At 72.4% G+C, this 10368-nt stretch carries 12 protein-coding genes; 2 read left to right on the top strand and 10 right to left on the bottom strand.

Annotated features, from left to right (window positions below; all coding sequences use genetic code 11):
- Nucleotides 1–973: DUF4190 domain-containing protein (locus tag AE652_RS24900; RefSeq protein ID WP_159028550.1), on the top strand; the 973-nt coding region annotated here is incomplete at its 5' end.
- Nucleotides 974–1658: 685 nt separating this feature from the next.
- Here AE652_RS24900 and AE652_RS24895 read toward each other — a convergent pair.
- The 8 genes from AE652_RS24895 to AE652_RS24860 all read right to left on the bottom strand — a co-directional run bounded on the left by AE652_RS24895 (nt 1659) and on the right by AE652_RS24860 (nt 7257).
- Nucleotides 1659–2099 carry an NUDIX hydrolase gene (locus AE652_RS24895; RefSeq protein WP_049655277.1) on the bottom strand — a complete coding sequence of 147 codons (441 nt, stop codon included), beginning with the start codon at nt 2097–2099 and terminating at the stop codon, nt 1659–1661.
- A gap of 20 nt (nt 2100–2119) precedes the next feature.
- Nucleotides 2120–2917, bottom strand: a complete 798-nt coding sequence (locus tag AE652_RS24890; protein WP_049655275.1) for an STM4013/SEN3800 family hydrolase — start codon at nt 2915–2917, stop codon at nt 2120–2122.
- Complete coding sequence (locus AE652_RS24885) at nt 2914–3411, bottom strand: hypothetical protein (protein WP_049655272.1); 498 nt, start codon at nt 3409–3411, stop codon at nt 2914–2916. Before AE652_RS24885 ends, AE652_RS24890 begins: the two co-directional genes overlap by 4 nt.
- Nucleotides 3395–4042: an AAA family ATPase gene (locus AE652_RS24880; protein WP_049655270.1), complete on the bottom strand. Its 648-nt coding sequence runs from the start codon at nt 4040–4042 to the stop codon at nt 3395–3397. The genes AE652_RS24885 and AE652_RS24880 overlap by 17 nt, the downstream gene beginning before the upstream one ends.
- Nucleotides 4039–5079 (bottom strand): radical SAM protein, encoded by a 1041-nt coding sequence (locus AE652_RS24875; RefSeq protein ID WP_049655269.1) that lies wholly within the window; start codon nt 5077–5079, stop codon nt 4039–4041. The genes AE652_RS24880 and AE652_RS24875 overlap by 4 nt, the downstream gene beginning before the upstream one ends.
- 354 nt (nt 5080–5433) lie before the next feature.
- The gene (locus AE652_RS24865; RefSeq protein WP_147408967.1) at nt 5434–6744 is read right to left on the bottom strand and encodes a helix-turn-helix domain-containing protein; all 1311 of its coding nucleotides are present in this window, start codon (nt 6742–6744) and stop codon (nt 5434–5436) included.
- An 87-nt stretch (nt 6745–6831) separates the two neighbouring features.
- Nucleotides 6832–6969 carry a hypothetical protein gene (locus tag AE652_RS46570; protein WP_159028549.1) on the bottom strand — a complete coding sequence of 46 codons (138 nt, stop codon included), beginning with the start codon at nt 6967–6969 and terminating at the stop codon, nt 6832–6834.
- A gap of 132 nt (nt 6970–7101) precedes the next feature.
- Nucleotides 7102–7257, bottom strand: a complete 156-nt coding sequence (locus AE652_RS24860) for a hypothetical protein (protein ID WP_159028548.1) — start codon at nt 7255–7257, stop codon at nt 7102–7104.
- Nucleotides 7258–7671: 414 nt separating this feature from the next.
- Here AE652_RS24860 and AE652_RS49295 point away from each other — a divergent pair, with 414 nt between their 5' ends.
- Nucleotides 7672–8940, top strand: a complete 1269-nt coding sequence (locus tag AE652_RS49295; RefSeq protein WP_082345946.1) for a helix-turn-helix domain-containing protein — start codon at nt 7672–7674, stop codon at nt 8938–8940.
- A 4-nt stretch (nt 8941–8944) separates the two neighbouring features.
- Here the strand turns inward: AE652_RS49295 and cutA are convergent, their stop codons facing one another.
- Together cutA and AE652_RS24845 are read right to left on the bottom strand one after the other, a co-directional pair.
- Nucleotides 8945–9265, bottom strand: coding sequence for a divalent-cation tolerance protein CutA (gene cutA, locus AE652_RS24850; protein ID WP_049655260.1), 321 nt, complete (start codon nt 9263–9265; stop codon nt 8945–8947).
- 190 nt (nt 9266–9455) lie between these two features.
- Nucleotides 9456–10368: condensation domain-containing protein (locus AE652_RS24845; RefSeq protein ID WP_049655259.1), on the bottom strand; the 913-nt coding region annotated here is incomplete at its 5' end.

Genomic DNA, 10368 nt, shown 5'->3' with positions numbered 1-10368 from the left:
CGCGGCCCCCACGGTCCCCGGCCCCGGCTTCGGCCCCGCCCCCGCTCACGCCCCCGCCGCGGGCCCCGGGCAGATACCGGGTCAGGCCCCCGGCCAGGCACCCGGCGCCCCGTACTGGCCGCCCTACGCGATGCCGGCGCCCGCGCCGCAGCCCCGCAACGGCCTGGGCATCGCGGCCATGGTGCTCGGGATCGTCGGCGTCGTGCTCGGCCTGACCATCATCCTGTTCTGGCTGTCCTGGCTGCCCGCCCTGCTGGCCGTGGTCTTCGGCGTGATCGCCCTGGGCCACGTGCGCAAGGGCCTGGCGGCCAACCGGGCGATGGCCCTGGCGGGCGTGGTCCTGGGCGTCACCGGCCTGCTGGTCTCGGTCGGCACCGGCGTGTTCGTCGTGAACCGGGTGCAGGAGGTCCACCGGGAGCAGAAGGCGCAGGCGGAGGCCGCGCGCATCCGCCTCGAGACCGCGACCAAGGCCGCCGAGGAGCGGGCGGCCAAGGAGAAGGCGCGGATCGAGGCCGAGCGCCAGCGGCTCGCGGCCGAGCAGGAGAAGCGGGCCGCGGACGAGCGGGCCCGGCGCCTGTCGTTCGGCCAGTCCTACACCTACCCGGACGGGCTGAAGGTCACGATGGCCGCGCCGGAGCCGTACGTCCCGCGCGGGGGCGTGGGCGAGACCCCCAAGGACGCCACGATCGTCCAGGTGAGGATCACCGTCGTCAACACCGGGCCCGCGGAGGTCTCGCTCCTCGGTTCGGGGCTGCCCACCGTCCGGGACGCCAAGGGCAACCTCGTCTTCACCCTGATCGACGGCAGCGGACGGATGAAGATCCTCACCAAGTCCCTGGCCCCGGGCGAGGAGGCCACCGGGCTGACCGCGTACGCCCTGCCGGCCGGCGCGGGCGACCCGTTCTCCGTCCGGTTCGACCACACCATGGGCACGGAGTACAAGGACGTCATCTGGACCGGCCCGGCCGGCTGACCCCGACCGGCCCCCACCGCCCGAGGCCGCCTGACCGCCCCCCGCGGCAACTCTGACGGCACGTCACGAATCGGCAACCGAGGCCCCGTCTCCGGCGATACACCTGTGACGCACCGACCGGCTCGCCTATTCTCCATCCGGCGCGGCGCACTCCCGCCGCGTCGGACGACTGGGGGGTCGCGTGCTTCTGGACGGACGCATGGCCGTGTTCGAGGCCGTCGTTCCCGCGCTGGTCGGCCTCGAACTGACGGGGCCCGAGCCGGGCAACGGCACCCGGCTGCGCATCCCGCCCGGCACCCCCCTGCTGGTCGAGTGCGCCGGCGCACCGCCCGAACCCGGACACACGGAGGGCCCGGCGGTCACCCCGCCGGGCCCTCCACGCCCCCGTCTGTCCAGCTTGCGGAGCATGGACATCAGAAGTTCGTGGCCGCAACCTACCCCGTCTCGGCGATCTGCGCGAGACTCTTGACCTTGGCTGAAATGCTGCGGGTACCGACACCCTGCACCGGCCCCGCCCGCCCAGATAGGTGTGCCGGATTCGGGGTGCTCAGCTCGCCTCGGCGGGCTCCAGGCCGACCCTCACCGTGAGCTGGTGCAGCCGTTCCGCGAGCACCCTCCGGCCGTCACCCGAGATCGTGTCGAGCGCGACCATAGCGGTCACGGTGACGTCCGCCAGCCTTGCCCGTCAGGCTGCGGACGGCTGCCGGTCGGCGAGGAGCAGCGCGAGGGGGCCGCCCTGGAGGAGGAACCGCCCTTCGCCGACTGCGGCGAGGGCGTCCTCCATCGGCCACCACATCAGCTTGAAGCCGTCCTCCCCGGGCGCCAGCTCCTGGGGGCCGAGGGTGAGGTCCCGGGCCTCGAAGAGGTGCAGGCGCGCCGTCGAGCCCGGCACGATGGCGTACGACCCGAGCGGGCGCCAGGTCGCGGCGGTGATCCCGGCCTCTTCGCGTAGCTCGCGCTGCGCGCACTTCTCCGGGCTCTCGTCGCCCTCCTGGCGCCCTCCTGGCAGGAACAGGTACTCGCCACCGTGCAGGGGGAACGGCGCGGTCAGCACGGCGACCAGGCCGTTGGAGTCACGGGCCACGATCACGGCCGCGTCCCGGGTGGGCAACTGCGTGTTGGTCATGCACGGAGGTTAAGCCGCGGTCAGACCACCATGCGGGCGAACGGCACGTTCGTCACCGTCGGGTGGATGATCCCGCGCCCGTGGTAGCCGTCCTCACCGAAGGCGTCCCCGTGGTCGGCACACAGGACGACCAACCACCTCCTGTCGCTGGTCAGGCCGTCGACCAGGTCGCCCAGGTGCTCGTCGGCGTACGCGAGGGCGGCGGCCTGCGATTGCCAGGAGTCGGAGCTGTCGCCGAGGTAGTGGCCGTGGGGCACATGCGTTGCCGAGACGTTGACGAACAGGAACAGGGGACGGTCCGCCCGGGCCCCGGCGACGTCGAGGGCGTGTTCGACCTGGTAGCGGGTCGAGTCCGGCTCCGGCGAGCAGAACTCCGGCCGCCAGAAGTCCTCGTCGAACATGTCCGGCAGGACGGACCCGAGCGGTGTCTCCCGGGAGAAGTACGTCACACCGCCGATGCACACCGTGCGGTAGCCGTGCTGGCCGAGCCCGACGAGGAGGTTTGGCGCGTCGAAGACGAACGTGCGCGGGTCGACCGTCTTGAACGCCGGCGGCCGACACTCCCACAATCGCGGGGGCTGCTGCGGCTGCGGGAGCTTCGGAAGGAACCCGGAGAAGAATGCCATGTGCGCGGGCAGGGTGAACGTGCCGGGCGTCCGGCGCTCCTCCCACTGCCCGCCCGGCACGATGCCGGCCAGCCGGGGTGTCTGGCCGGCGTGCATCGTCGCCCGGGCGACGTCGTAGCGCAACGAGTCCAGGGTGACGAAGAGGATGTTCGTCCCGGACCCGATGATGGTGGCGGCGTCGATCACGGTCATCCCTCCGCGGTGGCGTAGTGCTGGGCGAGGTCGGGCCGGTGGACGACCCGGCCCCTGGAGTGGTCGTTGACGGGGATCGGCACCTTGTCCCGAGCGATGAGGTCGCAGATCCGCTCCAGGCCGGTGCCCTCGGCGATCGCGGCCCCGTCGACAGCGAACAGCCGGATCGTCACCTCGGCGCCGACGGCGCTGATCCGAACGCCCGGCACCTGGAGGGTGCGGATCGCGTAGGCCAGCAGCTCCTCGTCGCCCTCCCCGACGACGGACACCGTCGCGGCAAAGTGCCGGCAGTTGATCGCGCCCCGGTTGAACGGCCCGCAGTACTGCTTGGCCAGCTCGCTGCCGTCGTGGACCAGGGCTACGCCGTGCGCGCCCGTGGTGAGCACGAGGCAGGACCCGACCCACCAGGCGACGGCCGGGTGCAGGTCGACCGAGTGCCGGCCGGTGATCCGGTCCTCGGCGAAGACCTTGGAGAGGTCAACGGGATTGAGCACGGCGGCCCTCCAGCAGCGAGTGGATCTCCTCGGCCAGCTCCTCCGGAGTGCGCCCGTCGGTACTGATCGACACGCCCGTGGTGTCGGTGGCGGCGAACAGCCGGTACAGCTCCTGGACGTGCGACAGCAGGGCGGGCCGGCGGGCCAGGAACCGGTCCGTCGCGGCCCGGGCCGGCCGGGTGTCCATCCGGTGCCGGATCTCCTTCTCGGAGGTCTCCAGGTAGACCGTCAGGTCGGGCCGCGGCAGGTAGCCCAGGTACGGGCGGAACGCGCCGGCAGCGACCTCCAGGTCGAGCTGGTTCGCGGCAGCGTGGTTGACGACGACCGAGGCGATCCACCGGTCCGCGACGAGGTTCCCGCTGACCAGTGCGCGGCGCGCGGTGTCGGCCGCGTCGAGCGCGCCGGCCAGGTGGAAGGCGAACTGGGTCAGCGCGCCACCGTGGTCGCTGACGTAGCCGATCAGCGAGCTGAGGGGACGCGGGATGACGTGCAGGGTCTCCGCGCCGAGCCGCTCCGCGAGGAGGCGGGTCAGGGTGGACTTGCCGGAGCCGCTGATCCCCTCCAGGACGAGGAGCGCACCGTTCTGCCCGGTGATCGGCGGCTGGTAGCAGGGGTGCAGTTCGAAGCTCACAGCGTTCCCTCCGTGAACGAGGCGACGTGCCCGGCGACCGCGGTAGCGATCGCGGCCGGGGCGTCGGCGGTGGCCAACAGCTCGGTGAGGTCGAGTCGGAGGTCGTCGCGCAGCAGGCACGGCTGGAGGCCGCCGGCGTGGTCCAGGCGCAGCGCCCAGAACCCTTCGACGCACTGCGGCCGGAGCGGACAGCTCCCGCACTGGCCGACGTGGTGACGGCCGAGCTCGCGGTGGATGACCTCGACCTCCAGGCCGTCGATGGTGAAGACGCGCCGGCCCTGGCCGACGCCCGCGATCTCGACGCGCTCCTCGCGGGTGAGCGTGCGCAGGTGGGCCACCAGCCCGTCTGCCGGGACCGCCGCGCTCTGCCCGGAGGCGTTGAAGTCGGTGTCGACCAGTTCGATGAACTGGATCGGCAGCCGGCGCTCCAGCGCGTACTGGAGGATCGCGTGGACCTCGTGCTCGTTCTGCTTCTGGAGCAGGGTGTTCAGCTCGACCCGCCCGAAGGCTTCCCGAGCCGCGTCGATCCCGCCCAGGACGGTCGAGACCGGCAGTCGGGTCTTGGCGATCCCCCGGAACGACTGGTCGCTGAAGTAGTGCAGCGAGACTTTGATCTTGTCCAGGGCGGTGTCCCGCAGCCACGGCATGGACCGGGCCAGCAGGATGCCGTTGGTGATCAGCGAGAAGCTGACATCCGGCGCGACGAACTGCCGCATGCCTTCGAGGACCGGCTTGGCCAGCTTCGACGCCAGGGTCTCGCCGCCGGTGAAGTACACCCGGGTGAGGCCCTGGTCGATCAGCGTGCCGATGATGGTCACGTAGTGCTCGGCGCACAGGACCCGCCGGCGCGGCTGCTGGGTGCGGTCTTCGCGCGTGGTGCCGGGCGGAACGTCGCCCTCGTTGTGGCAGAACCAGCATGCGATGTTGCACTCGGGGCCGAGGGAGACGCGGAGCTGGCCGCGCAGCGCGGCGAAGTTCCGCAGCGCGGTCAGGCTGACGGGCGGGGTCGGGCGGGACGAGAGGGTGAGGAGGGTCACGACACACTCCTGTTCTCGGGACGGAGAGGTGCCTTGCTACGGGTGGGCTGATCCGGCGTGGTAGCGGCCGGGGATGAGGAGATGCGCGTCGTCTCGGTGTGGTGGATCAACAGGCCGAGGACGCCGGCGCCGAGGAGGTTCAGAGCGATCCAGGAGGACGCCGGGAACGTCCCCAGACGGTCGCGGTCCGGGGCCGCGTGTTTCCGGCGCGGGTGCGGGCTGTAGACGTAGGACGTGGTGCTGTTCGTCAGCATGGGGGCCTTCAGCAGCGTTGGGGTCCGGCTTCCCCCCAGCGAACCGCCACCCCGACGGCCTGATCCGTAGTCGGACTACGGGCCGTAGCCCGACTACGGGTCAGATGATCTGTACGCCCGCGCGGACGGCGAAGTCCCGCGCGCCCGGCAGCTTGCGGTCGTGCCGCAGGAGGCCGACCGCCAGGTCACGGACGGCGCCTCGACGGACTTCCTGCGGAGCAGCCTCCTCTGCGGCGAGGAGAGCGCGGTAGCACTGCTCCGGCTTGCCCCACTGGCCGAACGCCCGGGCGACGTCGATGAAGAACCTGGCCTGCCGCTCGGCAGTCGGCAGTGCGGCCGGGTCGACCGTGCGGGCCAGCTCGATCGCCCGCCCGGCGTCACCGAGTTCGTAGTGCACCGACAGCTCGTGCAGGGCGACGCCCTGGATGCCGTCCACCAACCCGGAGGAACGGCCCGCCGCGGCAGCGCTGTCGGCAGCCTCCTTGATCAAGGCGTGGGCGTAGGAGCGGTCACCGCCCTTCGCCGCGGTGTAGGCAGCGGTGGCGTACAGGTCGCCGCGCGTGGCGAGGCGGGAGACCTCCGGGACAGAGGCGTCGGCGAGCAGTTCCTCGGCGGCCACGACCACGATGTCCGTCGCCCTGGCCAGACTGCCCTGCCGGCGCCAGGAACTGGAGACCATCCGCTGCGCCTCCGCGATGACCAGCGAGTCGCCACCGAGCCGGGCGGCGGTGAGCGCGCGGTCGGACGTGATCGACACCAGGTTGTTCGTGCCGACCTTGATGCACAGCCGAACGGCGATGTTGTACAGCTGCGCAACGTGCCGGGCGCGCTCCTCCGCCGTGCCGACCATGCCGGCCGCGGCGATCCGGCCGGGCAGGGCCTCGGCCAGGACGTCGTACCGAGCCGCCTTGAACTCCGCGCGGGCGGCTGCCACGGAAGCTGCGACGGTCGTCACAGTCGGCTCGCGACGCGGAGCCGGGAGCCGGCCCGGCCCGTACAGCAACAGGTCCTCCAGGCCGCCGAGCGGCGACGCGGCCTCGGCGTGCGCGGCCTGCTGGCCGGCGGCCGGGGTGACGAGGGCGGCGACCGCCAGGGTCAGGAACGGGCGGCGTCGCACATCGTCCTCCTCGGCACCGGAAGTCGTGGCCAGCGTACCCGTGCTGACTCGCCGTCGCGGTGATCTCGGCTTCTTCGCTGCGGGCTGCGGCAGCGCCATCAACATGTCGACCTCGACGCCCAGCACCGAGGCGATCCGGCGTAAGAGCTCCACGTCCGTGACCCGCTGGACGTCCCGCTCGACCAGGGACATCCAGTCCTCACCGTGGTCGAGCTCCGCCGCGAGCCGCAGCTGTGTCCAGCCCATCGTCGAGCGACGAAGCGAGATGAACCTGCCGAACGTCGTCTCGGCCACCCGTCCCCCTTGGTGCACGTAGTCCCCCCACTACGGACCGCCACCGTAGCGGGGAAAAGGGCGCTGCCGGCAGGGCCCCTTCCGGCATCACTTCTTGCCACGCCAGGCCAGCACGACCGCGAAGTTGACCCGCTTGGCGGCACGGTGGCCCCACGCGGTGCAGCTCTGGTAGCCGAGCGAGGTCAGGTCGTCCCGGACCTGCGCGACGCCGTCGTGCCAGTGCACCGCGGCGGCCTCCGGCAGCCCACGCCGCAGCCTCCGCCCCGACGGCCCTGGCAGCCGGCCGGGACCGGTGGTACAACAGCGAGTCCGCAATCGGGCCCGCCAGGTTGCCGCCTGGGCGCAGCACCCGCGGCGTCATGGTGCCGTCCAGCCACGGGAAGGTGTCCCACCGGCCCCGGCCGACGGCGCCAGCGCCACCCAGCCCTCACTGCCGTCGCGCACCTCGCCCAGGGCCTCCTCTCCCTGGAGCGCCGCCTGCCCGGTGACGGCCTCGACCAGGAACGTCGCCATGGCCCCGGTGAGGATGCACGGCACCTGCCGGGACTTCGCGTCCAGGGCCGCCAGTGCCGGTGGCCGACCCTGACCGGCCAGCCCAACAGCTCGACGAACGCCTGGGCTGCGGCACGGTCCGACCGGTGATTGATCAGATGCATGGTGGTGCTCCCTGCGAAGGGCCCGCTCTGGGGCCAGGAGAGAGGGAGGAGCGGCGCCCCGGCCCCGACGGGGGGACCGACGCCGGGAGCGCCTAAGCCGCTTGGTCCTTCCCCGGTGACCTGATCACGACGGTCATCCAAGCGGCTGTAACCAGTCAACGACGGTCCGTATAACTACCGCAGGGGCCACGAAGGGGTGCGTTTTCCCGCGGGGGCCAGGTTAGGGGGCCAGAATGGCGGCCTGATCTAACGCGCGGGCGCTAAAGGACGCATGATGATGAGTCAGGAGATCGGGCCGGTCCTACGGCGTCTGCGCATGAGTGCCGGCAGGAGCCGCCCAGAGCAGGCCGAGCACATCCAGACGTTCCAAGGCGGCAGGTACTTCGACCCCGACCGGCTCAAGCGCTGGGAACGAGGCGAGCGCATCCCCACCTCGACCGACTTCCAGCTCATCGCCGACGCGTACAGCCTCCACCTGGAGGAGGTACGGCAGGCCGTCAGCCTCGCCCGCCAGGCACGCCGACTCGCCCGGCTGCACCCCCTGATCGAGCACGACCAGGCGCAGGAGGAGGACCGGGTGGACAGGCGATCGTTCATAGGAACAGCACTCGCGGCCGGCGGGACCATGGCATCCGAACCGTGGGGAAGGCTCGCCGCTGCCCTGCACGGCGGCCCCGTCGACAAGCCCACCGCGGGTGAGCTTGAGAAGAGCACCGGCGAACTGTTCACCGCCGAGGAGCACATGCCCGCCCGCCTCCTCGCCGCCCGCCTCACCAGCCACCTCGACAACATCACCACCGTCCTCCCCCGCGCCGGCGAGCACGAACGCGCCCTGACGATCGCCGCCGGCGAGACCGCCGCCCTGGCCGGCTGGTTGTACTGGGACCTGGGCGACCACGAGACCGCCGCCTGCTACTACTCCACCGCCAGCCTCGCAGGGCGCCGAGCCGGACACGGCGCCGTCAACGCCCTGGTCCTCGGCTACGCCTCGTACGGCGTCAACTCGGAGAAGGCCCGCGAGATGCTGACCGCCGCTCAGGAGCACGTCCGCGGTCAGGGGTACGCCACCGCCCGCGCCTGGCTGTGCGCCCGCGAGGCCGAGGAGGCCGCCGCCATGGGCGACCAGGAGGCCGCCGTCCGCGCTCTCGACCGCGCCACCACCGCGTTCGACTACGCCGCCCCCGGCGGCGAGCAGGCATGGATGTCCTTCTTCGGGCAGGCCCGCCTCAACTCCTTCCGCGTCGCCACCTACGCCCGGCTGCGCCACCCCGAGCTGACCAGCGCCGCCGACGACGCCCTGGCCTCCCTCGACGGCGTCGACACCAAGGTCCGCGTCGCCGTCCTCGGCGACGTCGCCACCGGCTACCTCACCGCCGGCGACATCGAGCAGGCCGTCGAAGTCGGCCGCCGCGCTCTCACCGCCACTGTCCAGACCGAGACCACCATGGGCAAGGTCCGCCTGACCGCCCTCGCCGACCGCCTCCCGAACAACAGCACGGCCCGGACCTTCCGTGAGGAGATCCGGGCCGCCATCGCCTGACCGGTCAGCCGGCCGACGTCTCAGCGCTGATCCAGTTCAGGTAGCTCTCGGCGCCGGCCACGACCGGCACCGCGACGAGCTCCGGCACGTCGTACGAGTGACGCTCCTTGATGAAGTCGCCGAGCGGGCCGGCCAGTTCGGCGCGGGTCTTGAAGTCGATCCGCCACTCGTCGCCGGACTGCACCTCACCGTCCCACCAGTACACCGAGCGAATCGGGTAGACCTGCGCGCACGCGGCCAGCCGCTCCCCGATCACCTTTGCGGCCAGCTCGCGGGCCTTCGTCTCGTCGTCATGGGTCGTCGTCACCACGAGGAAGTCACTCATGGCCCGAGCGTAACCATTCAGATCACGCCCGGGGGGGGACAGTCCGGTGCCTGGCCCGGGAGCGTGACGATCCATCACACTCCGCCTCCATGAACGCTACGACACCGCCCACACCAGGAGCAGCACCGTGGCCACCCAGCCCAAGGCCCTGACCGTCAGCTACCACACCGCCGACAATCTGGCCGCCGCCTCAGCCGCCCTCCCGGCCGTCCTCCCCGCCGCCGTCTCCACCGGCGTCCTTCGCGCCGTCCCCGCCGCCGAAGGCGGACTCGAACTCGTCGATGTCCTCCTGGCCCAGCGAGATCAGCGAGAAGTCCGACGGGGTGTGGCCGCCGGAGCCCTCGTCGGCGTGCCGCACCAGGCCCTCCAGCACCGCCCGCCAGCGCTCGGCGAGGTCCGCCAGCTCCGCCGCGCCGAGCAGCCCGGCCGGCGACTCCAGGACGAAGGACAGCTCGGGACCCTCGGGCAGGTCCCGCGCCCGGCCGTTGATCTCCAGCACGTGCCGCAGCGGCATCGCCGGGTCGACACCGCCGGGCATCACGTGCTCGCCCGCCGACGTCCACGGCCGCCCACCGGCCGCGGAGCCCACCCCGGTGTCCGCGTCCGCGGAGCCCGCCTCCTCACCGGAACCGCCGAACCGGCCCAGGTAGTTGAACCCGATCTGCGGCGCCGCCAACGGCGCGAGCACCGCCCGCGTGGCCGGGTTGGCGTACCTCAGCAGCCCGTACCCCAGACCGTCGCCCGGCCGCTGCCGCAACTGCTCCTTGACCCGCTTGATCAGCCGCGCCACGTCCTCCCCGCCCGCCCGGACCTCGGCCGGGTCGATCGGCCCGGTCTCCAGCCACACCGGGTGGACGGCGGTGAACCAGCCGAGGGTGCGCGTCAGGTCCATGTCCTCCGACAGCGGCACCCGGCCGTGCGCCTCCCGGTCGACCAGGAAGCCCTCCGGCACCGGCCTGCCCCGGGCGCGCAGCCACTCGCCGAGCGCCGCGGCCAGACCGGACAGCAGCACGTCGTCCACGCCCGCGTGGAAGGCGGCGGGCAGGGCCGCCAGCAGCGGCCCCGCGGTGCGCGCCGGGACGGTCAGCTCGGCGCGCGAGCGG

It is taken from the genome of Kitasatospora sp. MY 5-36 (assembly GCF_001182915.1).
Classification (GTDB): domain Bacteria; phylum Actinomycetota; class Actinomycetes; order Streptomycetales; family Streptomycetaceae; genus Kitasatospora.
This window is presented reverse-complemented; position numbering and strand designations above follow the sequence as displayed.

Excerpts from the sequence above, each read along its gene's own strand:
- AE652_RS24860 (WP_159028548.1), bottom strand. The coding sequence starts at position 7,257 with ATGGCGACGTTCCTGGTCGAGGCCGTCACCGGGCAGGCGGCGCTCCAG.
- AE652_RS49295 (WP_082345946.1), top strand. The coding sequence starts at position 7,672 with ATGATGATGAGTCAGGAGATCGGGCCGGTCCTACGGCGTCTGCGCATG.
- cutA (WP_049655260.1), bottom strand. The coding sequence starts at position 9,265 with ATGAGTGACTTCCTCGTGGTGACGACGACCCATGACGACGAGACGAAG.
- AE652_RS24895 (WP_049655277.1), bottom strand. The coding sequence starts at position 2,099 with ATGACCAACACGCAGTTGCCCACCCGGGACGCGGCCGTGATCGTGGCC.
- AE652_RS24890 (WP_049655275.1), bottom strand. The coding sequence starts at position 2,917 with ATGACCGTGATCGACGCCGCCACCATCATCGGGTCCGGGACGAACATC.